Origin of the sequence: Dactylosporangium sp. CA-139066, assembly GCF_050936175.1 — a bacterium.
Taxonomy (GTDB): domain Bacteria; phylum Actinomycetota; class Actinomycetes; order Mycobacteriales; family Micromonosporaceae; genus Dactylosporangium.
The window spans coordinates 1,620,994-1,647,844 of sequence record NZ_JBNJNH010000002.1 but is presented as its reverse complement, the minus strand read 5'-3'; the positions used below and the strand labels follow the sequence as shown (position 1 = coordinate 1,647,844).

General features: G+C 71.4%; 22 protein-coding genes and 1 tRNA gene. 10 read left to right on the top strand and 13 right to left on the bottom strand.

The features are described 5' to 3' along the window. Positions 1-34: 34 nt before the first annotated feature. Positions 35-403 (top strand): hypothetical protein, encoded by a 369-nt coding sequence (locus ACQEVU_RS52390; RefSeq protein WP_433338250.1) that lies wholly within the window; start codon positions 35-37, stop codon positions 401-403. A gap of 55 nt (positions 404-458) precedes the next feature. Here ACQEVU_RS52390 and ACQEVU_RS52385 read toward each other — a convergent pair whose 3' ends face one another. Beyond that, positions 459-1,199, bottom strand: coding sequence for a phosphotransferase enzyme family protein (locus ACQEVU_RS52385; RefSeq protein WP_433338248.1), 741 nt, complete (start codon positions 1,197-1,199; stop codon positions 459-461). A gap of 115 nt (positions 1,200-1,314) precedes the next feature. Between ACQEVU_RS52385 and ACQEVU_RS52380 the strand changes: the two genes are divergently transcribed. Next, positions 1,315-1,683 (top strand): hypothetical protein, encoded by a 369-nt coding sequence (locus tag ACQEVU_RS52380; RefSeq protein WP_433338246.1) that lies wholly within the window; start codon positions 1,315-1,317, stop codon positions 1,681-1,683. Positions 1,684-1,760: 77 nt separating this feature from the next. On the opposite strand, the gene ACQEVU_RS52375 is transcribed toward ACQEVU_RS52380, so the two are convergent. Both ACQEVU_RS52375 and ACQEVU_RS52370 read right to left on the bottom strand, forming a co-directional pair. Then, positions 1,761-5,420 (bottom strand): tetratricopeptide repeat protein, encoded by a 3,660-nt coding sequence (locus ACQEVU_RS52375; RefSeq protein WP_433339744.1) that lies wholly within the window; start codon positions 5,418-5,420, stop codon positions 1,761-1,763. A gap of 134 nt (positions 5,421-5,554) precedes the next feature. Beyond that, positions 5,555-6,139, bottom strand: a complete 585-nt coding sequence (locus ACQEVU_RS52370) for a dihydrofolate reductase family protein (RefSeq protein ID WP_433338244.1) — start codon at positions 6,137-6,139, stop codon at positions 5,555-5,557. 108 nt (positions 6,140-6,247) lie between these two features. Between ACQEVU_RS52370 and ACQEVU_RS52365 the strand changes: the two genes are divergently transcribed. Beyond that, positions 6,248-8,476: an ATP-binding protein gene (locus ACQEVU_RS52365; RefSeq protein WP_433338242.1), complete on the top strand. Its 2,229-nt coding sequence runs from the start codon at positions 6,248-6,250 to the stop codon at positions 8,474-8,476. Positions 8,477-8,488: 12 nt separating this feature from the next. Next, on the top strand, positions 8,489-8,872 hold the full coding sequence (locus ACQEVU_RS52360) for a hypothetical protein (protein WP_433338240.1): 384 nt from the start codon (positions 8,489-8,491) through the stop codon (positions 8,870-8,872). An 85-nt stretch (positions 8,873-8,957) separates the two neighbouring features. Here the strand turns inward: ACQEVU_RS52360 and ACQEVU_RS52355 are convergent, their stop codons facing one another. Then, positions 8,958-10,094 (bottom strand): cellulose binding domain-containing protein, encoded by a 1,137-nt coding sequence (locus tag ACQEVU_RS52355; RefSeq protein ID WP_433338238.1) that lies wholly within the window; start codon positions 10,092-10,094, stop codon positions 8,958-8,960. A 140-nt stretch (positions 10,095-10,234) separates the two neighbouring features. Here ACQEVU_RS52355 and ACQEVU_RS52350 point away from each other — a divergent pair. Further along, positions 10,235-10,306 (top strand) — tRNA-Arg (locus ACQEVU_RS52350). Positions 10,307-10,326: 20 nt separating this feature from the next. Next, on the top strand, positions 10,327-12,063 hold the full coding sequence (locus tag ACQEVU_RS52345) for an ankyrin repeat domain-containing protein (RefSeq protein WP_433338236.1): 1,737 nt from the start codon (positions 10,327-10,329) through the stop codon (positions 12,061-12,063). Here ACQEVU_RS52345 and ACQEVU_RS52340 read toward each other — a convergent pair. Beyond that, entirely contained in the window at positions 12,044-12,937 is an 894-nt protein-coding gene (locus ACQEVU_RS52340; RefSeq protein ID WP_433338234.1) for an endonuclease/exonuclease/phosphatase family protein, read from the bottom strand. The genes ACQEVU_RS52345 and ACQEVU_RS52340 overlap by 20 nt on opposite strands. A 34-nt stretch (positions 12,938-12,971) precedes the next feature. After that, positions 12,972-13,394 carry a nuclear transport factor 2 family protein gene (locus ACQEVU_RS52335; RefSeq protein ID WP_433338232.1) on the bottom strand — a complete coding sequence of 141 codons (423 nt, stop codon included), beginning with the start codon at positions 13,392-13,394 and terminating at the stop codon, positions 12,972-12,974. A 54-nt stretch (positions 13,395-13,448) separates the two neighbouring features. Between ACQEVU_RS52335 and ACQEVU_RS52330 the strand changes: the two genes are divergently transcribed. Beyond that, positions 13,449-14,021 carry a TetR/AcrR family transcriptional regulator gene (locus ACQEVU_RS52330; RefSeq protein WP_433338230.1) on the top strand — a complete coding sequence of 191 codons (573 nt, stop codon included), beginning with the start codon at positions 13,449-13,451 and terminating at the stop codon, positions 14,019-14,021. Here the strand turns inward: ACQEVU_RS52330 and ACQEVU_RS52325 are convergent. Further along, positions 13,987-14,325 carry a hypothetical protein gene (locus ACQEVU_RS52325; protein ID WP_433338228.1) on the bottom strand — a complete coding sequence of 113 codons (339 nt, stop codon included), beginning with the start codon at positions 14,323-14,325 and terminating at the stop codon, positions 13,987-13,989. The two genes, ACQEVU_RS52330 and ACQEVU_RS52325, sit on opposite strands and share 35 nt — an antisense overlap. Positions 14,326-14,518: 193 nt before the next feature. Here ACQEVU_RS52325 and ACQEVU_RS52320 point away from each other — a divergent pair, with 193 nt between their 5' ends. Together ACQEVU_RS52320 and ACQEVU_RS52315 are read left to right on the top strand one after the other, a co-directional pair. Further along, complete coding sequence (locus ACQEVU_RS52320; protein WP_433338226.1) at positions 14,519-15,721, top strand: helix-turn-helix domain-containing protein; 1,203 nt, start codon at positions 14,519-14,521, stop codon at positions 15,719-15,721. A gap of 190 nt (positions 15,722-15,911) precedes the next feature. Next, positions 15,912-16,148 (top strand): hypothetical protein, encoded by a 237-nt coding sequence (locus ACQEVU_RS52315; protein WP_433338224.1) that lies wholly within the window; start codon positions 15,912-15,914, stop codon positions 16,146-16,148. Between the two features lie 46 nt (positions 16,149-16,194). Here the strand turns inward: ACQEVU_RS52315 and ACQEVU_RS52310 are convergent, their stop codons facing one another. Further along, entirely contained in the window at positions 16,195-16,563 is a 369-nt protein-coding gene (locus ACQEVU_RS52310) for a hypothetical protein (protein WP_433338222.1), read from the bottom strand. A 150-nt stretch (positions 16,564-16,713) separates the two neighbouring features. Here ACQEVU_RS52310 and ACQEVU_RS52305 point away from each other — a divergent pair, with 150 nt between their 5' ends. Further along, positions 16,714-20,538, top strand: a complete 3,825-nt coding sequence (locus ACQEVU_RS52305) for a tetratricopeptide repeat protein (RefSeq protein WP_433339743.1) — start codon at positions 16,714-16,716, stop codon at positions 20,536-20,538. A gap of 77 nt (positions 20,539-20,615) precedes the next feature. On the opposite strand, the gene ACQEVU_RS52300 is transcribed toward ACQEVU_RS52305, so the two are convergent. The 5 genes from ACQEVU_RS52300 to ACQEVU_RS52280 all read right to left on the bottom strand — a co-directional run bounded on the left by ACQEVU_RS52300 (position 20,616) and on the right by ACQEVU_RS52280 (position 26,776). Continuing rightward, positions 20,616-20,984, bottom strand: coding sequence for a hypothetical protein (locus ACQEVU_RS52300; RefSeq protein WP_433338220.1), 369 nt, complete (start codon positions 20,982-20,984; stop codon positions 20,616-20,618). 91 nt (positions 20,985-21,075) lie between these two features. Then, on the bottom strand, positions 21,076-22,023 hold the full coding sequence (locus ACQEVU_RS52295; protein ID WP_433338218.1) for a hypothetical protein: 948 nt from the start codon (positions 22,021-22,023) through the stop codon (positions 21,076-21,078). A gap of 186 nt (positions 22,024-22,209) precedes the next feature. Continuing rightward, entirely contained in the window at positions 22,210-22,344 is a 135-nt protein-coding gene (locus tag ACQEVU_RS52290) for a hypothetical protein (RefSeq protein WP_433338216.1), read from the bottom strand. Positions 22,345-22,479: 135 nt separating this feature from the next. Beyond that, the gene (locus ACQEVU_RS52285; RefSeq protein WP_433338214.1) at positions 22,480-23,865 is read right to left on the bottom strand and encodes a class II fumarate hydratase; all 1,386 of its coding nucleotides are present in this window, start codon (positions 23,863-23,865) and stop codon (positions 22,480-22,482) included. A 16-nt stretch (positions 23,866-23,881) separates the two neighbouring features. Next, the gene (locus tag ACQEVU_RS52280) at positions 23,882-26,776 is read right to left on the bottom strand and encodes a BTAD domain-containing putative transcriptional regulator (protein ID WP_433338212.1); all 2,895 of its coding nucleotides are present in this window, start codon (positions 26,774-26,776) and stop codon (positions 23,882-23,884) included. Positions 26,777-26,851: the final 75 nt, after the last annotated feature.

Genomic DNA, 26,851 nt, shown 5'->3' with positions numbered 1-26,851 from the left:
CCGACAAGGGTTTTGTGAATGAGGAGATAGAGCAATGAGCGACGTTGACTACGGGCAGTACGAGGCGGGCCAGGAGAGCGGCGAGCTGGACCAGCTGCACCAGGCCGAGGGTTCCGAGGCCGACTACAACAGCCAGTTCGGCGTGTACGAGGCCGACCACTCCGCTTCCGAGTCCACGGACTTCTCGCAGGGCCACCACGTCGAGTTCGACCAGGGCCCGACGGTGCACTACGAGTCGGACGACTACACCAACTACAGCCACGACGCCTCCGTCGACGACCACGTCTTCGCCGCCGAGGGTTCGGAGTCGATGCACCAGGCGGACTTCTCGGAGCTCGACGCACTCAAGGAGCGCTTCGCCACCCAGTTCGCCCAGGGCACGGAGCTCCGTACTGCCAACTAAAGACGAATTCTGCGAACGGCCGGCCAGCGATGGCCGGCCGTTTTTCAATGCGTGCTCAGACCGGCCGAACTTCGGCGAGCCGCCTGACTGAGTACTCGTCGTCCCAGCAGACGGCGGCTTCCCATGCGGCCGAAGCTTGCGCGGCGATGTCGAGCGCGCCGTCGTCGAGGCCGGCGGCGTTGCCGGGCAGCACGAGGTCGAGGTCGGGCACGTCGACGTGCGCCTCGTCCCAGTCGATCAGCCCAACATGATTGGCGGTCATGCGAACGTTGCCAGGGTTAGGGTCGCCGTGCACGACGCAGGTCTGACGTCCGGTGAGCCGCGCCCACGCCGCCCGGCATCGAGCAACGCCCTCAGAGGGCATCGCATTGAGGTCGATCTTCGTCCCGGTCTCGGCATGCAGGAGGTCGGTCGACGATCGCCAGCCTGGGCGCTGCGGCCAGCCCTTCGTCAGCCGATGCAGCTCGCGGAGCGTTTCGGCCACGCGACGCCAGTCGGCCGGCGTCTCGGGCGGCCCGCCCTCCAGGTAGGTCATCACCACCAGACCGTCGGCGAACAGCCGGCCGTCCATAGTCGGGATCGGCACCGGCACGGTCAGACCTTCACGGTCGAGGTACTGGAGGAGTCCGGTCTCCCACGCAAGATCAGCATCGCTCCTGGAGCCGAGACGACCAACCGCGAGGCGCCCGTCGACACGCACGCTCCACACGTCGTTGGCCACGCCGCCACTCAGCGGTTCGACGCGAGCGGCGTCTTCACCCCACTGCCCGAGCGCCTCCCACCCCACCGGCCACATCCTACGGAATCCCGAACATCACTGTCGTGGCACGTTCCCGGGAGCAAAGCCGATCTCATCGCTTCTACCGTTCTTCTCAACACCAACAAGGGTTTGTGAACGAGGAGATAGAGCAATGAGCGACGTTGACTACGGGCAGTACGAGGCCGGCCAGGAGAGCGGCGAGCTGGACCAGCTGCACCAGGCCGAGGGTTCCGAGGCCGACTACAACAGCCAGTTCGGCGTGTACGAGGCCGACCACTCCGCGACGGAGTCCACCGACTTCTCGCAGGGCCACCACGTCGAGTTCGACCAGGGCCCGTCCGTGCACTACGAGTCGGACGACTACACCAACTACAGCCACGACGCCTCCGTCGACGACCACGTCTTCGCCGCCGAAGGTTCGGAGTCGATGCACCAGGCCGACTTCTCGGAGCTCGACGCGCTCAAGGAGCGCTTCGCCACCCAGTTCGCGCAGGGCACGGAGCTCCGCACTGCGAACTAAAGACGGACTCCGCGAACGGCCGGCCAGCAATGGCCGGCCGTTTTTGCATGGCCGTGCGGCCGCAGTGGTTCCGTCGCTCAGGTGATGGTGTCCAAAAGGTCGGCAAGGGTTTGGTGGGTCTCGGGGCCAAGCAGCGGCGTGGCGATGTCGGCGAATGCGGACGCGCCGATGATAGTGCGGAGTTCGGCGAGCTGGTTCAGGTCGAAGTTTGCCTGAGGTGAGCCGATGGCGAGCCGTATGGCGGCGGCTTGGATGTGGAGCTGGACGGCTTCGGTGGGGTGGCCGGTTTCGGAGCGCAGAATGCCGAGCTGGGTGAGGCTGGTGGCGATTCCGGCCTGGTTGCCGAGCTGCTCGAAGCTGGTGAGAGCCTGCTGGTAGCAGCGTTCAGCCTCGTCGTAGTCCCCGCGGTCCCGGGCCAGGATGCCGAGCTGGCCGTAGCCGCTCGCGAGGCCGGCCTGGTTGCCGAGCTGCTCGAAGCTGGTGATCGCTTGCTGGTAGCGGCGTTCAGCCTCGTCGTAATCCCCGCGATCCTGGGCCAGGATGCCGAGATTGTGGTAGCTACTCGCGAGGCCGGCCTGGTTGCCGAGCTGCTCGAAGCTGGTGATCGCTTGCTGGTAGCGGCGTTCAGCCTCGGCGTGATCTCCGCGATCATGGGCCAGGCTGCCGAGCTGGCCGTAGCTGCTGGCGAGGCCGGCCTGGTTGCCGAGCTGCTCGAAGCTGGTGATCGCTTGCTGGTAGCGGCGTTCAGCCTCGGCGTAATCCCCGCGCTGCTCGGCGAGGATGCCGAGCTGGTGGTAGCTGCTGGCCAGGCGGACCTGGTCGCCGAGCTGCTCGAAGCTGATGATGGCTTGCTGGTAGCGGCGTTCGGCCTCGGTGTAATCCCCCCGAACCTGGGCGAGCATGCCGAGCTGGTAAAAGCTGGCGGCGAGCCCGCCCCGGTCGCCGAGCTGCTCGTCGATGGTGAGGGCTTGCTGGTAGCGGCGTTCAGCCTCGGCGTAGTCCCCGCGGCAGTAGGCCAGGTTGCCGAGTGTGTGGATGTAGGCGGGGTAGCGGGAGGAGTCGGTGGGCAGCCAGCGCAGGGTGTCGTAGATGAGCCCGCGGGCCTGGTCCCACGCCCCGGTGTTCTCCAGCGTGGTGCAGATGGCTGCGGTGACGGTGTCGGCGGTGTCCAGGTCGCCGGTGGCCAGGAGATGATGTCTGGCTTCGAGACGGTCGTGCAGGCCTTCGGTGCGGTCCTGTGGCCAGGTTTGGGCGCGCCATTGCCAGTATTGGGCGGCGGTGTGGTGGGCGCGGCGCAGCGGGTCCTTGCCTGGCTCGAGGGTCGGCGTGCACTGCCAACGGTCGTGCAGTTCGGTGGCGGTCCACCGGTGCATGAACACGGTGCCGCGGTCGAGGTCGTGGTGGATCAGGCTACTGCCGTCCAGGGCCTGCAGCAGCTCGCCCAGCCCGCCGGGTTCGGTGTACGGCGACCGCGGCGGACCGGCCATTTCGGCCAGCAACTGCCGCACCACGGCAATGTCGGTCGGCATGGCCTGCCTGACCCTGTTGTCGGCGGTGAGTTGCTCAGCGGGACGACGGACGCCGGTGTGGAAGGTCAGGGCAAGGCTGGGGATGGGTTCGCGGTAGACGCTGATCGCGGTGAGCAGGTCGATGGCGCCGGGGATGGTGGCGAGGTGGTGCAGGTGTTCGGTGAGCAGGACGTCGTCGGCGGCCAGGGTGATCGTGTCGGCTACCGCTGCGTCGAGGGTGCGGTCCTGGGCCAGCCATGCGGCTGAGGCGTGCGGGCCGAGGCGTTCGGTGACCGCGCGGGTGAGCCGGTCGGTGATGTCGTCGAATCGGCCCTGGCCCTGTCCGAGCAGCGCGTCCAGGTATTCCAGCGACCGTGGATGCCCGCCCACGGTCCGCCAGATCTGTTCTGTGGCGGCCTCGGTGGTGGCGTGCCGGTCGACCTGCGGCAGCGACCACAGCAGCTTCCCGGTCTCGGCCGCCGACAGCGGCCCGACCGGCACCGCCAGCAACCTCCCCTCGGCACCGTCGGGCAGCGCGATCGGGTGGCGGGAGGTGAGCAGCAGCCGGCTGCGGCCCGGCGCCGCCGCCCATGCTGCCAGGAGTCCGGCCAGGTCGGGGTCGGTGATGGTGTGGTGGTCGGAACTGAGGTTGTCTTCGAAGTTGTCCAGCACGAGCAGGATCGGCACGTCGTCGAGCACGTGGTCGTGCAGCAGCGCGAGCCGGTCCGCCCAGGGCAGCTCGACCTGCCCGGCGGCCTGCACCGCCACCGTGGCCGGCCCGGCCACCGCCTGACGGACCAGCAGCTCCCGCCGGGCCACCCCGGCCACCGCGGCCAGGACCGCGTCGACGCTGACCGGGCCGAACAGCGACACCACCCGCCACCCCGGATCCGCGTCCACGGTCCGGCGCAGCACCTCCGCCGCCAGGGTGGTCTTGCCGACCCCGCCGATACCGTGCAACACCAACCCTGCGACGTCGTCGCCGGCGAGCAGCGCCGGGAGCTGCCGCTGCAGCGCGCGGCGGCCGACGAACTGCCCCACCGGCCGCGCCGCCACCGGCCCCCACTCCGACGTGCGCACCGCTGGGGCTGGCACCCGCGGCACACCATGGTCGACGACCGGGACCTCGGGCGCGCCGGCCAGCAGCGTCACCACACCCCACTCGTCCATCCCGGCCAGCATCTGCGCCGCCCGATCCCCACCGGCGAGCAGCTCCCGCTGGACCATCCGCCGGGCGTCAGCGACCGCCCGGACCACATCCGGGTCCCCGCTGGCGGCCAGTTCCGCGTAGACCCTGGCGAACAACAAGGTGGCATAGCGGTCGGTGACACTGGTCTGCGTGCCGATCACCGCGCACGCGCCCCGCCCGGCCAGCTGCGCGGCGAACGACGGGCCCTGCTGCTCCCCGGTGACGTCGGTGTAGCAGGCGGCCAGCGCCAGGACCGGCGGCATCCGCCCCGGCGGGATCGCCTCCTCCAGCAGCTGTTCGGCGGTGACCTCCCGCGCTGCGCCGTCCTCGTCCTCCAGCAGCAGCACCCCTGGTTTGCCGTGCGCCGAGATGTGCAGTACGTGCACCCCGCCGGGCACGTCAAGGGCGGCGCGGATCGCCCGGGTCGTGGCGAACGGCACCACCTCGACCCGAGCCTGATGCTGCCGGGCCCCCCGCACCGCCGCGAGGACCGCCCGCAACTCGCGCTCGTAATCCAGCAGCGGCCCGCCGCCGGTGTCCGGGGAGGCGATCGCCACCACGATCCGCAACGGCCCCGCCAGCCGCCCCGACCCGGCCGCACCGCTGCGCCGATACACCACCACCTGCGGATGCAACGCCAACGGCTGACCCGACACCGGCTCCGGCAACGCCTCCCACGGCAACCCCGCCAGCCCCGGCGCGTCCACCCCGATCCGCAGCGGCAGATGATCGTGCGCCGCGCGCTCCAGCAGCCCCCGCAACCCAGCCGCGACCGGCCCGGGCAGGAACGACTCGGCCAACAACCGCCCCGCCCGGCGCAGCGACACCGATCCCGGCACGTCATCCGTCTCCGGCAGCACGTCCCTCGTGCCCGCCGAGCCGTCGCGCGGCCGCGACGTCAGATCACCACGCCGGCCACGTCGCAGCCACACGTCGTACAACGCATTCCGCAGACCTGGCCGCACCCCGCCATGGCTCGCCGAAACGTCGACGCCCGCACCCACCAGGCGGACCGTCGAGTCCGACACGACCAACGCCACATCCAACGGCACACCACGACCCGTCATACCGACTACTGACGGACCAGCCCGTTCCCGGGAGCAAAGCCGATCTCCGTACTGCCAACTCAAGACGAACACCGCGAACGGCCGGCCAGTGATGGCCGGCCGTTTTTTCAGCGCAGGCGGGTGTAGATCAGCGCGATCTCACCAAGGTCACCCGTCTGCTGGCGGGTCAGGTTCCACTTCGCGCTGGGCAGGCCGTCGTCGAACAGCCGCTGGCCGTCGCCGGCGATCTCCGGGCAGATCAGCAGGTGCAGCTGGTCGATCAGGTCCGCGGCGAGCAGCGGCTTGATGATGCTGGAGCTGCTGTTGACCAGGATGTCGCCGGTGCCGGTGGCCTTGAGCTCGGTGATGACGTCGGCGGCCGGAGCGTTCACCAGGCGGGTGCGTTCCCACGGTGCGTCCGTCAGCATGGTTGACAGTACGACCTTGTCCGCGTTGACCAGCCACTTCGCGTATCCGCGGTCGCGCGGGTCGGCGTCGGGGTTGTCGGCCACCGTCGGCCAGAATCCGAGGAAGCCCTCGGCGTTGAGGCGGCCGAGCACGGCCGTTGTGGCACCTTCCCAGCTGTTGGTCATGTGGTCCCGGGCGACGTCGGTGGTCACGTACGGGATGAACGCGCCGAAGTCGCCGCCGGGTCCGTTGTAGCGGCCGTCGATCGTGAGGGCCAGGTTCGCGCGTACCTTGCGGTCGGTCATGTTGAGAACTCCCTGGTTCCGTGTTTGTGTGACGCCGAAAGCATCTCCCGGAAGGCCGCCGGCGTGGCTCCGTGGCGCCACGGAGTTCACCACGGAGACGGATCGGTAATGATGGGGGTGATGAGTACGGGTCGGGTGGAGGTGTCGCGGCGCGAGGCCGAGGTGCTCGCTGCGCTCGGTGAACGGCTGTCGAACGCGGAAATCGCCGCGAAGCTCTACATTTCGGTCCGCACCGTGGAGACCCACGTCTCCTCCTTGCTCAGGAAGTTCGGGGTCACCGACCGGTGGGCTCTGGCCGACCAGGCCGCCGCGGTGGACGGTTTCGAGTCGGTTGGTGCTGTCGGCCTGCCGGCGGTGTGGACCAGCTTCGTCGGCCGCACCTGCGAACGCCGTGACGTGGCCACCGCACTGTCCGGTTCCCGGCTGGTAACCCTGTTGGGGCCCGGTGGCGTCGGCAAGACGCGCCTGGCGGGCGTCGCGGCCGAGGAGACTGCCGGCGCGTACCCGGGAGGCGTGACGTTCGTCGACCTCGTGCCGGTCCGCGACGGTTTCGTGGCGCAGGCGGTCGCCGCGGTGCTCGGCGTGGTCGAAGGGCCGCAGCAGCCCCTGGAGAGCGCCATCGCGGAGCGGCTCGGGCAGCGCCGTTCGCTGCTTGTCCTGGACAACTGCGAGCACATGATCGGCTCGGTCGCGCTCTTCGTCGACAGCCTCCTTGCCGGGCAGCCGCGCGTACGCGTGCTGACCACCAGCCGGGAGCGGCTGGGTCTGGGCGGCGAACGGGTGGTACGGATCGCGCCGTTGCCGACCGACGACGCGGTCACCCTGTTCATGGACCGGGCGAACGACGGCGATGCCGGGTTCAGCGGCGACCCCGCCGCGCTGGCCGCGCTGTGCGCACAGCTGGATGGACTTCCGCTGGCCGTGGAGCTGGCGGCCGCTCGCGGCGCCGCGCTCGGGCTGGACGGGCTGCTGGCCGGCGCGCAGGACCAGCTGCGCCTGCTGTCCGGCGGCCGCGGCCGCAACGAACGGCACCGGTCGCTGCGCTCGATGCTGGCCTGGAGCTACGACCTGCTCGACGAGCCGGCGCAGACCCTGTTTCGCCGCCTCGCGGTCTTCGTCGGCGGGTTTGGCCTGGCCGCGGCCGCCGCGGTCAGTGGTCGAGGGCTTCCCGAGACGGCCGACGTCCTGGGGCGGCTGGTGGATCAGAGCCTGCTGGTCCACGACCAGTCGCGGTGGCGGATGCTCGCCACAGTGCGGGCATATGCCATGCGGCTCGCCGCCGATGCGCCGGCCGAGGCCGCGACGGCTCGTGAGCGGCATCTGGTCTGGGCCACCGAAGCCGCGCAGCGGCTGGAGGACGAGCCGGACGCCGACTTCGACGCCGCGGCCGCCGACCTGCGTGCCGCGGCCGGTTATCGGCCGACGTCGTACCTGCTGGTCCGGTCGCTGGGACGGTTGACGTTCCGACGGCGGTTCCTGCAGGAGGCGGCCGAGCATTTCCGCACCGCGGCCACGCTGGCGCCGTCGCCGGCGTTGGCCGTCGCCGACCTCATCAGTGCCGCTGACTGTGTTTTCGTCAGCACCGCCTCGGGCCCCGAGGCCTATCGCCTGCTCCTTGCCGCCGCCGATCGCGCCGTCGGCACTCCTGCGCGGGTTTCCGCGCTGTGCCGGGTGATCCAGTCGGCCGGCCGGCATCAGGTCGTGCGCAACAGCGACACGGTCGGCGACGACGTTCTCCGGATGTATGAGGAAGCCAAGGCCGGTGCGGACCACGACGATCCGGTCGAAGCGGCCACAGTCGCGGTTGCCGGCGGCTGGTTCTCCGCGGGAGACCCGATCGAGCATGCCGAGCGTTCACTGGAGCTCGCTCGGATATCGGGGGATCCCGTTCTGATCAGCTCCGCTGTCGACGCGGTCGGCTACCAGCTTCACCGGGCCGGCCGCATCGCCGAGGCCATACGCGTCAATCGTGAACGCGCGACCCTGTTGGATCGGCTGGACGCCACGCAACCAAGGGATGCCGCCGAGATCGGCGATATCTATCTCAGCGCATGCGTCGATGCGATGTTCACCGGCGATCTCCGTGCCGCGTTGGCGGCGGCCCGGCGATTGCCGCCGGGCGGGCTGTACGGCACCGACTCGTACGTCGCGACCGGCATGGAGATCGCACCACTGGTCCTGACCGGTGACCTCGACGGTGCACTCAGCCGCGCCACCAGGCTCATCGAAACCTGGGAACGCGCCGGGCGAACGCCCAGCGGACTGCTTCCGGCCGTCTTTTCCATGGCCTCGCTGGCATCCCGGCTGCGCGGCGACCGCCCCGGCGCGGCCCGGTAGCGTGCCGCACTGGTGCAGTTGGCCGGAACCGACCGCCTGGCGCCGCTCGCCTTCGTCGAAGCGCTCGGCGCCATCCACGACCGCGACTTCGACAACGCCGCAGAGCTTGTCGACCGGGCCTTCGACCGGTTCGTGTTCGGCTGGACCATCCCATACGCCCGGGCCGCCGGCGCTGAGCTGGCCGTCCTCGCCGGGCTCCCGGACGCGACCCACCGGCTCGCCGCCGCCGCACCGGCCGCCGATTACAACCAGTGGGTCGCCGCCTGCCTCACCCGGGCCGCCGGCCACACCCACCGTTCATACGAGAAGGCTGTCGAATCGTGGGAACGCGTCGGCGCCACCCTGGAGGCGGCGGCCACCCGGCGCCTGATCATGAATCACACCGACCAGCGCTGACGACATTGAGAATTCCGTCTTTGCGTGGCCGGGCGGCCGCCGTGGCGGGGGCGGCCGCCCGAGCTGGGGGCGGGAGCGGGAGCGGTCAGGCGTAGTCGAGGGAGAAGGAGTTGTCGGTGAAGTTGGAGCGGCCCGCCGTGCCGCTCAGCTCGAAGCCGAACTGGACCTGGCCCACCGTCACGTCGCCCCACCAGGCGTTGGTGCGCAGCCAGTTCATGACCGCCAGGACGTCCACCGTGGCCGACGTGGTGTTTGAGGTCCGCACGAACGAGAAGACCGCGTTGGCGCCGTTCGAGCCGCGGTACACGTTCCAGGTGTGGCCGCCGACCGTGACGTTGCGGGCGCTGGGGACGGCGCCGCTGGAGTCGTAGGACTCGGCGATCGGGCCGACCGCGCCGTGCTGGTTGGCCCAGATCATGACCTCGTAGGCGTTGTTGTTGGCCCAGATGTCGTACGCCGTCTCGTAGTCGCCGTCGGCGGGCACCGTGACGTTGAAGGTGCTGCGCACCGACGACAGCGAGCTCAGCGTGCGGTTCAGGGTCTTGCCCGTGTGCGGGTACGACTTCACGCCGCTGGTGCGCGGGTGGTCCGCGACCACGCCCCAGTTCGTGCCGGTGCGCGCCCAGATCGTCTGCGGTCCGGCGCCGCCGCCCCAGACGTCATTGATGATGGTGTACCCGTTGTTGGTCCACTGGTCCCAGGCGCCCGTGGCCACCCAGGCCGCATCGGAGGGAACGCCGTTGGTGGAGGACGAGGAGGGCGACGGCGACACCGTGGCGGAGCGGGTCGGCGTCGGGGAGTTCGTCACCGTGCCGGTGCACGCCGTGCCGTTCAGGGTGAACGACGCCGGCACCGGGTTGCTGCTGTTGTTCCACGACCCGTTGAACCCGAACGACGCCGTGCCGTTCGTGGCGACCGAGCCGTTGTAGCCGGCGTTCTTCGCGGTGACCTGCGACCCGCTCTGGGTCACCGTGGCGCTCCACGCCTGGGTGACGGCCTGGCCGGCCGTGTACGACCACACGAGCGTCCACGCGCTGATCGGATCGCCGAGGTTGGTGATCGTCACGCTCGCGCCGAAGCCGCCCGGCCACTGGTTGGTGACCTGGTACGCGACCCGGCAGCCGGAGGCGGCCGACGCCGGGAGCGCCGTGACGATGTTGGCCCCGACGGCGGCGATCGCGACCGCGGCGCCGGCGGACAGGGCAAGAGTGCGTCTGCGCATGACTCGCACGACCTTTCTGGTGAGGTATCGATGCGCTTCGACACGGGAAGCTAGACCGGGGTTCGACCGGAATCAACGTGTGACGGCACAGCCCGGGCGGGCAGGCGCGAAAGCCAGTGAAAGCTACACTCGGCGGCGGCAGCGCCGTAGCGCAGAGGTCGTCGCAACCGACTCCGGATCGGATGACGCCGGTTCGAATCCGGCCGGCTCTGCCCTCGATCGAGGAGGCGCCGTGGTCCCGGGCTGGATGCTCGAGCGGGCCGCGCAACGGCGGCTGGCCGGCGACTGGCGCGGCGCGTGCGCGGTCGCCGGCATCGACGCCGACGTGGACCTCCGCGCGGTCCGGCGGGTACACGGCGCCGAGGTCGCCGACCGGCTCGAGGCTGACCTGCACCACCTGGTGCCCGACCTGCTGCGCTGGCATCTGCCGAGGCGCCGCGACGGCCGGTTGGAGCCCCAGCGGCGCTACCCGCTGACCTTCCTCCCGGACGCGCACGCCCTTGTCGCCCGCCCGCCGGTCTGGCTGAACATGCCGCAGCGGATCACCCTGCGCATCGAGCGCCTCGACTACCTGCCCGAGGAACTGGAGCTGCGCCTCGACCGCCGGTCCACCGGCCGGCGCGACGACACGCTCGTGATGCTGCGGGATCGTTGGGATTCCAGGTGTACACCTGAAGCCTTGAAACGCTGCGGCGGCGTGCAACGGCTGCCCTTCTTCACGCGCACGGGCGAGCGGCTGCCCGAGGCGCTCATCGGCGGCGCGGGCCCGGAGGGGCTGGTCGAGCGGCTCGTGCGGCTCGACGACGGCGGCCGCCCCGCGTCCGCCTGGGCCGCGGCCGGGTTCCGCCTGGAGGTGCTGCTGTTCGACGGGCGATGGGACCGGGAGCGGATCGACCCGGCGGCGTTCGACCCGTACGCGCCGACCGGCACCCGCAACGCCGCTCGCGGCGAGGTGGTCCGCCGCTCGCTTGCCTGGCTGCGCCCCATCCACCCCCGGCTGGCCGACGCCGCCCGGCGGGTCCGGGAGTACCACGCCGAGCGCCGCCGCACCGCGCCGTGGGACGAGTCGGCGTGGAGCGGCCCGCCGTGGGTCGCGGAGGTCGACGAGGACTGCGGGCTCTTCCGCATCGACGTGCACGGCCGGACGCTGGTCCTCGACGGCCTCAACGGGCCGGCCCCGCGCGTGCGGCTGGTGCCCTCCGCGCCCTATGGACGGGCGGACGACGCGCGACGCCGGGTGGAGGTCGAGGAGTTCGGCGTGGAGCTGGCCCGCGTACCGCGGATCCCGCACGTCCTGGCGCGGCGCCCGCCGGAGCTGACGAACCCGTTCGACACGCATCCGCTGGTGTACGCCGCCCTGTTCCCGGAGGCGTCATTGCAACCGGCGCCGGCGATGGCGACGCTGCGTCAGTCGGCCCGCGTGCACTGCAACGGGGCCACCCACGAGGTCGCCATGCGCGGCGACGGATTCAAGGTGCCGCACACGGCAGAGGAGGTCGAGCGCGAGCGGGCGCTCGCCGCGCTCGGCGGCCGGGTCCAGGGCTGCGTCGCCGCGGCGGACGGCTGGCGGGACCCGGCGGTGCGCATGCCGCGCCCGATGCGTGCCCTGCGCGCCGAGCTGATGGCCCTGGTCGACCTCGGCGACGGCCCGGCCGTGGCGGCCGCCCTCGATCGCGGCCTGGACCCGTTCGTCCGCGACGAGCGCGGCCGCACGCTGCTGCACCGCCTGCCCTGGCTGCTCGGCGCCGACCTCCTGCCGCGCCTGCTCGCCGCCGGCCTGCCCGTGGACGTCCGCGACCTGGACGGCGCGACCCCGCTGCATGTCGCGGTCGACCGCGGCTCGCCCGAGCTGGTCCGCGCCCTGCTCGCCGCCGGCGCCGACCGCCACGCCCGTATGAACGGCGACTGGGGCCGGATGGCGATGATCACGAACCGCCCGGAGCTGGCCTTCATACGCGATCGAACCTGATCGCGGCCGCGACCGGCCGGTGATCGCTCCCGGTCGCGGCGAGCGTCCTGATGCTCGCCACGTCGCCGCCGCGGACCATGACCTGATCGATGCGCGCGATCGGCATCCGCGCCGGGAAGCTCCACGCATATCCCGCCGGCGCCGCGTGCATATGTGAAATGACCGGCCGCAGCCCGCGATCGTCGACGCTCGCATTGAGGTCCCCGATGAGCACGACCCGTTGCGTGGCCTCATCGGTAATGAATTTTCCGAGCTTCCGCGCGCTGTCGTCGCGCCATTCGGTGTTGAAGCCGCGCAGCCCCGCGCGCACCGACGGCAGATGCGCCACGAATACGGCCGAGTCGGCGCCCGGCGTCGCCACGAGCGCCCGCAGCCCGCGCCGCCAGTCGGCCTCGAGCCCGTGCGGCTTGATGTCGATCTCCGCCGATTCGATGATTCGGTACCGCGACCAGAGCCCGACCGTCCCGTACACGGCGTGGAACGGGTACGCGCCGCCGAGTTCCCGCTCGTACACGCCGACCTGCTCGGGCGTGACCTCCTCGAGCCCGATGAGGTCGGGTCGCGCTTCGGCGAGGGCTCGTGCCGTACCGGCGGGATCGGCATTTTCGTCGCTCACGTTGTGCTGCACGACGAGAAGGTCCCCGGTTCCGGCGCCGGCCGGGAACGCCACGACGCCGAGCCAGACGACGGCCGGCACCAAGGCCGCGATCATCCGGCGGACGTTGCGCCGCCACACGGCGAGCTCGAACAGCCCCACGACGGCGAGCCCGGCCCACGGCAGGAACGCCTCCACCAGGCTCCCGAGGTGCCCCGGCCGATCCGGAACGAGCCGATGCCCGACGAGCAGCGCGGCGACGATGACGATGACCCACACGCTCTGGTTGACGCTCGGCCCCCGCGATCGGTTGTCACGTCACCTGCTGCCCCCGGACGCGCGCCGCGGTGAGGTGGTCGAAGTAGTCCCGCGAGCTGACGATCTCCCCGTCGCGCACCCGCATCACGAAAATCCCCGGCAGCGCGAAGGCTTCCCCGGTCTCGACGACGGTCCCCTGATACTCGAACTCGGCCACGATGACCTCGGGATCGACCGTCTCGTGCACGGTGATGTTGGCGGCCTTGCGCATGAGCCGCGGCACGTCCTCGTTGGGCCGGAAGTGCTCGCGCAGCTCGTCCCGGCTCCGCAACGCCGGCCGCCGCAGCGGATCGAACGGATGCACGACGTCGGTCTCTTCGGCGTACAGCTCGGGCAGCTCCTCCCACCGCCCGTCGGCCACCCCGTTGACGAGCGCGAGGAACACTTCCCGCGGCGTTCTGTTCGCATCTGAAGTCACGACTCCGATGTTACGGAGTGTGGACTTCGGATATCAAGCACGCATGATGGAGCAATGACCAGCCGCCCGCAGCGCGTCGACGCCCAGGCCAACCGCGGCCGCATCCTGGACGTCGCCGAGGACGTCTTCGGCCGCGGCGGCGAATCCGCGTCGACGGAGGAGGTGGCCCGCGAGGCCGGCGTCGGCATCGCCACGGTCTTCCGCCACTTCCCGACGAAGGCCGCCCTGCTGCAGGCGGTCCTGATCCGCCGCCTGGACCGCCTGCGTGCTCAGGCCGAGTCCCTGCTGGACACCGTGCCGGACCCGGGCGCCGCATTCTTCGACTTCTTCCGCCACCTGGTCGCCGACGCCCCCACGAAGATCGCCATCGGCGACGCGCTGCTCGACGCCGGCGGCGACGAGGGCGGCGAGGCAACGCAGGCGTCCCTCGGCCTGCGCCGCGCGGTGGGCGCCCTGCTGGACCGCGCCCAACGGTCGGGCGCCGTCCGCGACGACGTTGAACTGCCCGAGGTCTACGCCCTGCTGGTCGCGACATCGCGGGCCGCCGCCGTCGCCTCTCTGGACGACGAGGTGAAGGCCCGAACGCTGGCCATCATCTTCGACGGCCTCGCCCCGCGGCCTCACTGAACGCCGTCATCGCAGCATGTCGGCGCTCGCGAAGACGCTGACGACGAGCAGCCAGCACACGAGGCTGAGCATCCACTGCCGCCCACGGTCCGCGCCACGTGAACCACCCGATGACGCTGGCGGCCACGAGGATGAGGACGCTGCCGATGGCCCACCAGAGGCGAGCCTGATTACCGCCGGCACCCAGGTTGCGGCTGACGGCGATGGCCATCGGCACCGCCAGGAAGACGGTGAAGAACCACGCGGCCATCGCCGCGGATCGCCGGAGACGTCGCCACGGATCGGTGATGAGCGAGCTGGACATCGTTCCCCCGGTTGGTCGTGCGGCCTGTCCAACTCAGGCTTTCAGCCCCCGCGCCGACACTCCAGGGTCAATTCGAACCTGTGGATAACTCCGCCACGGGCCTCTTGCGCGTCGCTGCCGGCACGCGGGCGGGCTACGCTCGGAGCGACCGGTACACCATGCGTCACATCCGCAACCGCCGGGAACGGTGAACATGAGCGAGGTCGACCCGCGGTTCGCCGCGCGACTGCGCGAGCTGATCGAGCAGCGTGAGCTTTCCTACCGTGCGCTGGCCGCCCGCGTGCATTACGGCAAGACGCTGGTGAACGACCTCGCCACGGGCCGTAAGTCGCCGACGCCGGACGTGGCCCAGCGGCTCGACGAGGTGCTCGGCGCAGGCGGCGAGCTGGCCGCCCTTGCCGCCGGCTCTGTCCGCAGCGGCAGTGACCTCGATGCCGAGGTCGAGGCGCTCGAGCTGGCGCGCAGGATTGAGGCGTCCGACGTCGGCGACGGCACGCTCGGCCGCTTGGAGCAGGTCGCCGACCGGATGGCGATGGCCTACGCGGGCACACCCCCGGCGCAGCTGCTGCCGCGGGTCCGGCGGCACATCGCGTACGTGACCAGGCTCAACGAGGCCCGCATGACGATCGCGCAGCGTCGCCGCCTGCTCGTCACCGGCGGGTGGCTGGCCCTGCTGGCCGCGACGCTGCACGTGGACCTGCGAGAACGCGACGCCGCCGAAGCGTGGCTCGCGACGGCCGAGCAGATGGCTGACCACGCCGGGCACGACGAAATCCGCGCATGGGTGCTCGAGACGAGAGCCTGGGACGTGCTCACCTCCGGGCGGTATCGGCAGGCGCTAGAGCTGTCGCAGCGGGCGCAGGCGATCGCTCCGGCGGGTTCGTCCGCGCTTATCCAGGCAACCGCGCAGGCCGGCCGGGCTTGGGCGCGCATGGGAGCCGGCGCCGAGACCCGTGACGCCCTCGATCGGGTCGCCTACCTGGTTGGCAACCTCGCCACGCCGGAGAATCCCGAGCATCACTACCGTTACGACCCGGCGAAGGCGATCAGCTACACCGCCACGACGCTGTCGTGGGTCGGCGACCCGGCCGCCGAGCAGTTCGCCCGGCACGCGATCACCGAACTGGAGGCCGCACCGGGCGGCGTGCCCAGGCCTCGGCGTGTCGCGTCCGCGCGGCTCGACCTCGGCCTCGCGCTGCTCGCCGCCGGTCGGCCGGACGAGGCGTCCGCCGAGGCCCTCGCCGCCGTCACCTCGGGCCGCATCGTGCCGTCGAACTGGTGGCGCGCTGTCGAGGTGTACCAGGGCGTGCAGCGCGCTGGCGCACCCGAGGCGGCCGAGCTGCGAGACGCGTTCGAGGCACACCGGCCGGCCCTCGCCGCCGGGCCGATCGCCTGACCCGTCCACCTGTCCACGGACATGGATGGACGTCGGCGGACGTCTGAGCGGCCACAACTACCCGGCGCATCGGGCAGGCTACAGATCAACGACGATCGCTGCGGTGGTCGTACGTCCCGTAGCAGGGTGCGCCGGTTGCTGGACAACGCTGCGAGCCGTGGCCGGCGCGCCCATCCACGAAGGAGGGCCAATGCGTGGCACGACGCGAACCCGGCACACCTACACCAGGCCGCGGTGGATCTGCGATGTCGATGGCGAGCCATGGCCGTGCTCTGAGCGGCGCGCTGTCTTTCTGGAGAAGTACGACGGGCGCCAACCGGAGCTGGAACGGCTCATGGGCATGTTCCTCGCGGATGCCGCCGCCGATCTCACCGGCGAGAGCCCGCCGATGCTCCGCGAGCGCTTCACCGGATGGATCGGCCGGTAACGACAACGGCCGGCCACTGCTGGCCGGCCGTTCGCGGTATTCGTCGTTAGTTCGCAGTACGGAGCTCCGTGCCCTGCGCGAATTCGGTGGCGAAACGCTCCTTGAGCGCGTCGAGCTCCGAGAAGTCCGCCTGGTGCATCGACTCGCTGCCCTCGGCCGCGAAGACGTGGTCGTCGACGGAGGCGTCGTGGCTGTAGTTGGTGTAGTCGTCCGACTCGTAGTGCACGGCCGGGCCCTGGTCGAACTCGACGTGGTGGCCCTGCGAGAAGTCCGTGGACTCCGACGCGGAGTGGTCGGCCTCGTACACGCCGAACTGGCTGTTGTAGTCCGCCTCGGAACCCTCGGCCTGGTGCAGCTGGTCCAGCTCGCCGCTCTCCTGGCCGGCCTCGTACTGCCCGTAGTCAACGTCGCTCATGGCTCTATCTCCTCGTTCACAAAACCCTTGTTGGTGTTGAGAAGAACGGTAGAAGCCACGAGATCGACTTTGCTCCCGGGAACGTGCCACGGATGAGAACGGGCTGGTCCGTCAGTAGTCGGTATGACGGGTCGTGGTGTGCCGTTGGATGTGGCGCTGGTCGTGTCGGACTCGACGGTCCGCCTGGCGGGTGCGGGCGTCGACGTTTCGGCGAGCCATGGCGGGGTGCGGCCGGGTCTGCGGAATGCGTTGTACGACGTGTGGCTGCGGCGTGGCCGGCGTGGTGATCTGACGTCGCGGCCGCGGGACGGCTCGGCGGGCACGAGGGACGTGCTGCCGGAGACGGATGACGTGCCGGGATCGGTGTCGCTGCGCCGGGCGGGGCGGTTGTTGGCCGAGTCGTTCCTGCCCGGGCCGGTCGCGGCTGGGTTGCGGGGGCTGCTGGAGCGCGCGGCGCGGGATTATGTGCCGTTGCGGATCGGGGTGGATGCGCCGGGATTGGCGGGGTTGCCGTGGGAGGCGTTGCCGGAGCCGGTGTCGGGTCAGCCGTTGGCGTTGCATCCGCAGGTGGTGGTGTATCGGCGCAGCGGTGCGGCCGGGTCGGGGCGGCTGGCGGGGCCGTTGCGGATCGTGGTGGCGATCGCCTCCCCGGACACCGGCGGCGGGCCGCTGCTGGATTACGAGCGCGAGTTGCGGGCGGTCCTCGCGGCGGTGCGGGGGGCCCGGCAGCATCAGGCTCGGGTCGAGGTGGTGCCGTTCGCCACGACCCGGGCGATCCGCGCCGCCCTTGACGTGCCCGGCGGGGTGCACGTACTGCACATCTCGGCGCACGGCAAACCAGGGGTGCTGCTGCTGGAGGACGAGGACGGCGCGGCACGGGAGGTCACCGCCGAACAGCTGCTGGAGGAGGCGATCCCGCCGGGGCGGATGCCGCCGGTCCTGGCGCTGGCCGCCTGCTACACCGACGTCACCGGGGAGCAGCAGGGCCCGTCGTTCGCCGCGCAGCTGGCCGGGCGGGGCGCGTGCGCGGTGATCGGCACGCAGACCAGTGTCACCGACCGCTATGCCACCTTGTTGTTCGCCAGGGTCTACGCGGAACTGGCCGCCAGCGGGGACCCGGATGTGGTCCGGGCGGTCGCTGACGCCCGGCGGATGGTCCAGCGGGAGCTGCTCGCCGGTGGGGATCGGGCGGCGCAGATGCTGGCCGGGATGGACGAGTGGGGTGTGGTGACGCTGCTGGCCGGCGCGCCCGAGGTCCCGGTCGTCGACCATGGTGTGCCGCGGGTGCCAGCCCCGGCGGTGCGCACGTCGGAATGGGGACCGGTGGCGGCGCGGCCCGTCGGGCAGTTCGTCGGCCGCCGCGCGCTGCAGCGGCAGCTCCCGGCGCTGCTCGCCGGCGACGACATCGCGGGGCTGGTGTTGCACGGTATCGGCGGGGTCGGCAAGACCACCCTGGCGGCGGAGGTGCTGCGCCGGACCCTGGACGCCGACCCGGGGTGGCGGGTGGTGTCGCTGTTCGGCCCGGTCAGCGTCGACGCCGTCCTGGCCGCGGTGGCCGGGGTGGCCCGGCGGGAGCTGCTGGTCCGTCAGGCGGTGGCCGGACCGGCCACGGTGGCGGTGCAGGCCGCCGGGCAGGTCGAGCTGCCCTGGACAGACCGGCTCGCGCTGCTGCACGACCACGTCCTGGATGACGTGCCGATCCTGCTCGTCCTGGACAACTTCGAAGACAACCTCAACCCCGATAACCACACCATCGCGGACCCCGACCTGGCCGGACTCCTGGCAGCATGGGCGGCGGCGCCGGGCCGCAGCCGGCTGCTGCTCACCTCCCGCCACCCGATCGCGCTGCCCGACGGTGCCGAGGGGAGGTTGCTGGCGGTGCCGGTCGGGCCGCTGTCGGCGGCCGAGACCGGGAAGCTGCTGTGGTCGCTGCCGCAGGTCGACCGGCACGCCACCACCGAGGCCGCCACAGAACAGATCTGGCGCAGCGTGGGCGGGCATCCACGGTCACTGGAATACCTCGACGCGCTGCTCGGACAGGGCCAGGGCCGATTCGACGACATCACCGACCGGCTCACCCGCGCGGTCACCGAACGCCTCGGCCCGCACGCATCGGCCGCGTGGCTGGCCCAGGACCGCACCCTGGACGCGGCGGTGGCCGACACGGTCACCCTGGCCGCCGACGACGTCCTGCTCACCGAACACCTGCATCGCCTCGCCGCCATTCCCGGCGCCATCGACCTGCTCACCGCGATCAGCGTCTACCGCGAACCCGTCCCCACCCTCGCCCTGACCTTCCACACCGGCGTCCGCCGCCCCGCCGAGCACCTCACCGCCGACGACACGGCCCGGCAAGCCATCGCCGACCAGATCACCGAGCTATCGGCCGAGGACACGCCGCTGGCGCCGGCCGATGTTGCCGCGATGCGGCAGTTGCTGGCCGAGGCGGCCAGTCCGCCGCGGTCGCCGTACACCGAACCCGGCGGGCTGGGCGAGCTGCTGCAGGCCCTTGCTGGCAGCAGCCTGATCCACCACGACCTCGACCGCGGCACCGTGTTCATGCACCGATGGACCGCCACCGAACTGCACGACCGCTGGCAGCGCACGCCGACCCTCGACCCGAACAAGGACCCGCTGCGCCGCGCTCACCACACCGCCGCCGAATACTGGCAATGGCGCGCCCAAACCTGGCCGCAGGACCGCACCACGGACCTGCACGACCGCCTCGAGGCCAGACATCATCTGCTGGCCGCCGGCGACCTGGACACTGCGGGCGCCGTCACCGCAGCCATCTGCACCACGCTGGAGAACATCGGGGCGTGGGACCGGGCCACCGGGCTCATCCACGACACCCTGCGCTGGCTGCCCACCGACTCCCCGCACTACCCCAACTACATCCACCGACTCGGCACCCTGGCCCGGCGCCGCGGGGACTATGCCGAGGCCGAGCGCCGCTACCAGCAAGCCCTCACCATGCTTGAGCAGCTTGGCAACCAGGCTGGCATCGCCACCAGCTACCACAGTCTCGGCATGCTCGCCCAGCGCCGCGGGGACTACGCCGAGGCCGAACGCCGCTACCAGCAATCCCTCACTATCAAGGAGCAGCTCGGCAACCAGGTCGGCCTCGCCAGCAGCTATGGCCAGCTCGGCACCCTCGCCCAGCGCCGCGGGGACTACACCGAGGCTGAACGCCGCTACCAGCAAGCCCTCGCCAGCTTCGAGCAACTCGGCCACCAGGCCGGCATCGCCGCCAGCCACCACCAGCTCAGCATGCTCGCCCAGGACCGCGGGGACTACACCGAGGCTGAACGCCGCTACCAGCAGTCCCTCGCCATGCTTGAGCAGCTCGGCGACCAGGCCGGCATCGCCGCCAGCCACCACCAGCTCGGCATACTCGCCCAGGACCGCGGGGACTACGCCGAGGCCGAACGCCGCTACCAGCAATCCCTCGCCAGCTTCGAGCAGCTCGGCGACCAAGCCGCCCTCGCCAGCAGCTATGGCCAGCTCGGCATGCTCGCCCACGACCGCGGGGACAACGCGGAGGCCGAACGCCGCTACCAGCAATCCCTCACCATGCTTGAGCAGCTCGGCAACCAGGCCGGCATCGCCACCAGCTGCCACCAGCTCGGCATGCTCGCCCAGGCCCGCGGGGACTACGCCGAGGCCGAGCGCCGCTACCAGCAATCGCTCACTATCAAGAAGCAGCTCGGCAACCAGGCCGGCCTCGCCACCGGCCTCAGCCAACTCGGCATCCTGCGCTCCGAAACCGGCCACCCTACTGAAGCAGTTCAGCTCCACATCCAAGCCGCCGCCATACGGCTCGCCATCGGCTCGGGCCAGGCCAACATAGACCTCAACCGCCTCGCCGAACTTCGCACCGCCGTCGGCGGCGCCGCGTTCGCCGACATCGCCATGCAGCTGCTTGACCCCGGCAGCTACCAAGCCCTCGTCCACCTTCTGGACACCATCACCTGAGCGACGGAACCACGGCGGCCGCGCGGCCATGCAGAAACGGCCGGCCATTAGTGGCCGGCCGTTCGCGGAATTCGTCGTTAGTTGGAGGCGCGGAGCTCGGTGCCCTGGGCGAACTGGGTGGCGAAGCGCTCCTTGAGTGCGTCGAGCTCCGAGAAGTCCGCCTGGTGCATCGACTCCGAACCCTCGGCGGCGAAGACGTGGTCGTCGACGGAGGCGTCGTGGCTGTAGTTGGTGTAGTCGTCCGACTCGTAGTGCACCGTCGGGCCCTGGTCGAACTCGACGTGGTGGCCCTGCGAGAAGTCCGTGGACTCGGAAGCGGAGTGGTCGGCCTCGTACACGCCGAACTGGCTGTTGTAGTCGGCCTCGGAACCCTCGGCCTGGTGCAGCTGGTCCAGCTCGCCGCTCTCCTGGCCCGCCTCGTACTGCCCGTAGTCAACGTCGCTCATTGCTCTATCTCCTCGTTCACAAAACCCTTGTCGGTGTTGAGAAGAACGGTAGAAGCCACGAGATCGACTTTGCTCCCGGAAACATGCCACGCTACTTGCCGTAGGTGTTCGTGGCCCAGATGACGCCGTGGTCGGAGTTGCGGTACAGGACCAGGTTGCCGTCGTCCTGCAGCACCAGGGTGCCGGCGCCCTTGCCCGACGTGTTCGACGCCCACACCGCCGGGCCCTCGGACAGGTACGCGACCAGGTTGCCGTCGGTCTGGTTCTTGAAGTACGAGTCGAAGCGCGGGCCGAATGCCCACAGCGCCTTCGTCCCGTTCTTGTACAGCACGAGGTTGCCGTCGAAGTCCTGCAGCACGAGGCGGTAGACGCCGTTCGGCGACGTGATCTGGCCGCCCAGGGGGAGGGCCTGGCCGACCTTGAGCTGGTGCGCGCCGGGCGCCGGCGAAGGCGGGGCCGGGGCGTGGCAGCAGGTGTTCGTCGCCCAGAGGACGGCGTGGTCGCTGTCGCGGTACACCACCGCGTTGCCGTCGTTCTGGACCACCAGCGTCGCCGGGGCGTTCGCGCTGGGGAACGTGTTCCAGCCGATCGGGACGTTGAGGTTGTCCCGCAGGCTCAGCATGCCCGCGTCCAGGCTCGCCCAGGCGGCGCTGTTGTGGATGCCGCTCGACCACAGTGGACGCTTGCCGTACTCGTACAGCACCACGTTGCCGTCCAGCGCCTGCAGCACGAGCGAGAACCGGCCGTCGGGCGAGGTGATGCGGTCCTTGCCGGCCTGGCCGCGGACCAGGGACTCGCCGTCGTGCAGGCGGTCGGACTCGGCCGGGCCGGCCGGCAGGCAGCCCGCGGGCCAGACGAACGCGCCGTGGCCCAGGTAGAAGCCCTGGACGTACACGCTGATGGCCGAACTCCCCGACGGCGGAACGGTCACGGTGGCAGTACCGCCCGGCTGGAGGCTGACGTGCTGGGCGAAGTCGTTGGCGCCGTAGACGTCGACCGGGGTGGCTATGCCGTTGGCGGGGGTTGGTGATGGCGACATCGACCGACCCACCGCAGTGCGAGGTGAAGGTGAAGGCCGGGTCGATCGACGGGCCGCAGGTGCCGTTGAGGTTCACCTGCCCGCCCACGCGGTACTGGACGCCGCCCCACGTCGCGTCAAGGATCAGTTGCGCGGCGGTGGACCAGTTGTCGCCCGGGGCCAAGGACGGCATGCGCCCGGTGGCGGTCACCGGGCCGCCGGAGCGGGGCCGATGGTGTCGCCGGCCTGCAGACCCGAGAACGTGCTGTAGCCGGGGCGAGGGGTGACCGCGACGACGGTGGCCGGGTCTTCGAGATTGTTCTGGATGCTCCACTGGATCACCCAGCTGCTGGTGGTGGCGTCGCACGTGGCGGTGCCGGTGATGGTCGCGTTCGGCGCGGCGGCCGAGGCGACGGAGGGATGGACGAGGACCGCGACAATGGCGAGCCCCGTGAGTGCCGCGCGAATCTTGAGCAGCTAATGCGGGCGCGCCATGTGGGGCAGGTCGAGTGCCTCGTCGAGCTGGGCCTCGGTCAAGGTGCCGCGCTCGACGTGGCCGCGGGACACGACGACCTCGCGGATCGTGCGGCCCTCGGCCAGCGCCTGCTTCGCCACCGCGGCCGCCTCCTCGTAGCCGAGGTAGCGATTCAGGGGTGTCGCGATCGACGGGGAGCCGGCCGCGTACGCCGCCATGACCTCGGCGTTGGCGGACAGGCCCGAGACGCAGCGCTCCGCGAACAGCCGGGAGACGTTGGCGAGCAGGGCGATCGACGACAGCAGGTTGTGGGCGATCACCGGCAGCATCACGTTGAGCTCGAAGTCGCCCTGGGTGCCGGCGAAGGCGACGGTCGCGTCGTTGCCGATGATTTGGGCCACGACCTGGCGCACCGCCTCGGGGATGACCGGGTTGACCTTGCCGGGCATGATCGACGAGCCGGGCTGGAGGTCGGGGATGGCCAGCTCGCGCAGGCCGGCCCGCGGGCCCGAGCCCATCCAGCGGATGTCATTGGCGATCTTGTACAGCCCGGCGGCGATCGTGCGGACGGTGCCGGACGCCTCGACGAGGGCGTCGCGGGCGCCCTGGGCCTCGAAGTGGTTGCGGGCCTCGGTCAGCGGCAGGCCGGTCGCCTCGGCCAGGCGGGCGATCGTGGCGGCGGCGAAGCCGGGCGGGGTGTTGAGGCCGGTGCCGACGGCCGTGCCGCCCAGGGGAAGCTCGGCGACGCGGGGCAGCACCGAGTTGACGCGCTCGATGCCGTAGCGGACCTGGGCGGCATACCCCGAAAACTCCTGGCCCAGGGTGACCGGCGTGGCGTCCATGAGGTGCGTGCGGCCGGCCTTGACCAGCGTGGCGAACTCGTCGGCCTTGCCGGCCAGGGCGTCGCCGAGCGCGCTCAGCGCGGGGATCAGCGCGAACGCCAGCTCGCCGGCGACCGCGACGTGGATGGCGGAGGGGAACACGTCGTTGGAGGACTGCGAGGCGTTGACGTGGTCGTTCGGGTGCACCGGCTTGTCGAGCGCGCGGGTGGCCAGGGTCGCGATGACCTCGTTGACGTTCATGTTCGTCGAGGTGCCGGAGCCGGTCTGGAAGACGTCGATCGGGAACTGGTCGGCGAACTCGCCGTCGGCGACGCGCTGCGCGGCGGCGGCGATGCCGTCCGCGACGTCCTGGTCGAGCACGCCGAGCGAGCCGTTGACCGAGGCCGCCGCGGCCTTGATCCGGGCGAGCGCGGCGATCAGGGAGGCGGGGAGGCGCTGGCCCGAGATCGGGAAGTTCGAGACGGCCCGCTGGGTCTGGGCCCGCCACAGGGCCGAGGCCGGTACGCGGACTTCACCCATGGTGTCGTGCTCGATGCGGTACTCCATACAGCCACTATTGCCCTCAGCGGGTCAGCGCGCTCAGGTCTTGCGCACCCAGCGATGTGAACAGCGCCACCGCCTCCTCCATGCGGCCGAGGCCGGCCAAAGCACGGGCCTGCTCGTAGCGGTCGCCGATGCGGGAGGCCTTGGCGTACGCCTCCTTGTTGAGCCAGGCGGCCTCGTCGTCGCGGCCGGCGGCGCGCAGCGTCAGGGCGAGGTCGTTGGCGGTCAGGCACTGGCCGGAGACGTCGGCGACGCGCTCCATCTGGTCGCGGGCCGCGCGCTGGCAGGTGATGGCGTCGGTGAGCCGGCCGCGCAGCCGGTACGCGGTGCCGAGCTTGCTCAGCGTCTCCGCGGCGCCGTACTGGTTGACCGAGTCCCGCTTCAGCGCGAGCGCGCGGCGCAGCAGGGCGGTGGCCACGGTGAGGTGGCCCATGTGGAGGTGCACCAGGCCGAGCTCGCCGATCATGATGGCGACCGTGCGGAGGCTGCCGATGCGCCGGGCGACCTCGAGGCCGCGGCGGTTGGCGGCGAGCGCCTGCGCGTAGTTGCCGGCCTGCGTGTGGACGAGGCCGATCGTGCTCTCCAGCTTGAACTGCAGGCTGGGCGGTACCGAATCCAATTGCACCTGCGCGGCGGCCTCAGCCGACGCGATCGCCTCCGGGTACTGGCCCAGGCGGCTGTGCAGCATGGCCAGGTTGGTCAGCGCCGTGCCGACCAGCCGCGGCAGGCCCTCGCGCTCGGCGATGCGGATGACGGTCTGCAGCGTGGCGAGGGCGTCGGTGAGGCGGCCCATGCGGAAGTACACGGCGGCGAGGTAGTTGCGCGACTCCGCCTCGAGCTCGGCGTCGGGCAGCGCGACGGCCGCGGCGATGGCCCGCTCGTAGAGGTCGAGCTGGTGTTCGCCGAAGCCGAAGCCGAACAGGAACGGCGAGATCGCCCTGGTCAGCATGCACGTGTGGCGGTGCCGGCCGACCTCGGCGGCCAGGCGGGCGACGCTGACCACGTTGGGCAGCTCGCGCTCCAGCCAGCGGCGGGCGTCGACGGGGGTGTCGAACTCCAGCGCGGTCGCCGGCGGGCTGTCCAGCCGCAGGAGCGAGCGGGCGTCGGAGAGCTCCATGAACCGGGTCGCGGCCGTCACGCTGTACAGATAGTGATCGAGCAGTCGCGCAACGGCGTCGGGGTCATCGTGGGACAGCTGGGCGGCGTAGTCTCGCAGGAGGTCGTGCAGCCGGTATCGACCCGCGGCCGGCGCCTCGACCAGATGCACGTCGACGAGGTCCTCCAGCAGCGCCTCGGCCTCCGCCACGGGCAGGCCGGCGAGGGCCGCGGCGGCCGCCGGCTCGAAGTCCCCTGCCGGGTGCAGACCCAAAACCGAAAAAAGCCTCTGCAGCGGTACTGCCAAATGCTGGAACGAAAGCGTGAACGCGGCCGCCACGGTGCGCCCGTCGACCGCCAGCTCCGGCAGGCGGCGGTTGGCGATGCGCAGCCGGGCCGCCAGGTCCGCGACCGTCCAGCTCGGGCGGTGCTGCAGCCGGGCGCCGGCGAGCCGGACCGCGAGCGGCAGCCGCCCGCACAGCTCGGCGACCTCGGCCGTGCACGCCGGGTCGGCGTAGGCGCGCTCGCCGACGGTGCGCCGCAGCAGCTCGACGGCGTCGTCGAGGGGCAGCACGTCGAGGGAGACGGTCTGCGCCCCGTCGAGCCCGCCGAGGCGCCGCCGGCTGGTGATGACGACGCCGGTGTGTGCGGTGCCGGGCAGCATCGGCAGCACCTGCGCGGTGTCGAGGGCGTTGTCGAGCAGCACGAGCACCTGCCGGTCGGCCAGCTCGGTGCGCCACAGCACGGAGCGGTCGTCCAGGCCGGGCGGCACGCGCTCGGCCGGCACGCCGAGCTGGCGCAGCAGCGCGCCGAGGGCCTCGCCGGGGTCGAGCGGGGCGCGGTCGCTGTGGCCGCGCAGGTCCAGGTACAGCTGGCCGTCGGGGTAGCGCTCGGCCGCCGCGTGCGCGACCCGCACGGCGAGCGTCGTCTTGCCGGTGCCCGCCATGCCGTCGATCGCGATCACCTCGGGCCGTTCGGCTCGCAGGGCGCCGACGAGCCGCCGGACCAGTTCTGCCCGGCCGGAGAAGTCGGCGACGTCGCGCGGCAGGCAGCGGGCGGCGCGCCGGCCGAGCGGTCGGGGCGCCTGCGGCAGCAGCAGGTCGGCGTCGCCGTTGAGGATGCGCCGGTGCAGCTCGACGAGCTCGGCGCCGGGCTCGATGCCGAGCTCCTCGGCCAGCAGCGCCCGCCCGCGGCGGAACACGGCGAGGGCGTCGGCGCGCCGGCCGGTGCGGGCGAGGGCGGTCATGAGGTGGGCGCGGAACTGCTCGTGGTGCGGGTAGCGCTCGACCAGGTCGGCGACCTCGGCCAGGACCTCCTCGCCCAGGTCCAGCTGCAGCTCGAGGTCGAGGCACAGCGCCATCGCGGCGGTCCACTGCTCCTCGAGGTGCGCGGCGGCGGCGCGGACCACGTCGGAGTCGACGTCGGTCAGGGGCCGGCCCCGCCACAGCGCGAGCGCGGCCCGCAGTTCGTCGCGGCCGCCGGCGAGGTCACCGTCCGTCGCGGCGGCGCGGGCGCGCTCGACCCGGGTGGCGAACAGGGCGGCGTCGAGGTCCTCGGGCCCGACCTTGATGCGGTACCCGGCGGGCTCGGTGACCACCAGGTCCTCGGGCAGCCCGGCGCGGCGCAGCACCTGGCGCAGCCGGGAGACGCAGCTGTGCACCTGGGCCCGCGCGGTCGGCGGCGGGTTGGTGTCCCACAGGGCCATGATGACCTGTTGCACGGGGACCAGCTGCCCCTCGCGCAGCAGCAGGAGCGCGAGCAGAATCCGCTCACGCGGCGCCGCGACCGTGATCTCGGTTACCGGTGTGCGGATCTGCACCGGTCCCAAGATCGAAAATCTGGTCGAATCGCGCATAACCACCCTCTACGCGGCCGCCGCCTCCCCTCGAAGCTG

Coding starts and splice junctions, on each gene's coding strand:
- ACQEVU_RS52390 (WP_433338250.1), top strand. CDS start 35: ATGAGCGACGTTGACTACGGGCAGTACGAGGCGGGCCAGGAGAGCGGC.
- ACQEVU_RS52385 (WP_433338248.1), bottom strand. CDS start 1,199: ATGTGGCCGGTGGGGTGGGAGGCGCTCGGGCAGTGGGGTGAAGACGCC.
- ACQEVU_RS52380 (WP_433338246.1), top strand. CDS start 1,315: ATGAGCGACGTTGACTACGGGCAGTACGAGGCCGGCCAGGAGAGCGGC.
- ACQEVU_RS52370 (WP_433338244.1), bottom strand. CDS start 6,139: ATGACCGACCGCAAGGTACGCGCGAACCTGGCCCTCACGATCGACGGC.
- ACQEVU_RS52365 (WP_433338242.1), top strand. CDS start 6,248: ATGATGGGGGTGATGAGTACGGGTCGGGTGGAGGTGTCGCGGCGCGAG.
- ACQEVU_RS52355 (WP_433338238.1), bottom strand. CDS start 10,094: ATGCGCAGACGCACTCTTGCCCTGTCCGCCGGCGCCGCGGTCGCGATC.
- ACQEVU_RS52330 (WP_433338230.1), top strand. CDS start 13,449: ATGACCAGCCGCCCGCAGCGCGTCGACGCCCAGGCCAACCGCGGCCGC.
- ACQEVU_RS52325 (WP_433338228.1), bottom strand. CDS start 14,325: ATGTCCAGCTCGCTCATCACCGATCCGTGGCGACGTCTCCGGCGATCC.
- ACQEVU_RS52320 (WP_433338226.1), top strand. CDS start 14,519: ATGAGCGAGGTCGACCCGCGGTTCGCCGCGCGACTGCGCGAGCTGATC.
- ACQEVU_RS52315 (WP_433338224.1), top strand. CDS start 15,912: ATGCGTGGCACGACGCGAACCCGGCACACCTACACCAGGCCGCGGTGG.
- ACQEVU_RS52310 (WP_433338222.1), bottom strand. CDS start 16,563: ATGAGCGACGTTGACTACGGGCAGTACGAGGCCGGCCAGGAGAGCGGC.
- ACQEVU_RS52300 (WP_433338220.1), bottom strand. CDS start 20,984: ATGAGCGACGTTGACTACGGGCAGTACGAGGCGGGCCAGGAGAGCGGC.
- ACQEVU_RS52295 (WP_433338218.1), bottom strand. CDS start 22,023: ATGTCGCCATCACCAACCCCCGCCAACGGCATAGCCACCCCGGTCGAC.
- ACQEVU_RS52285 (WP_433338214.1), bottom strand. CDS start 23,865: ATGGAGTACCGCATCGAGCACGACACCATGGGTGAAGTCCGCGTACCG.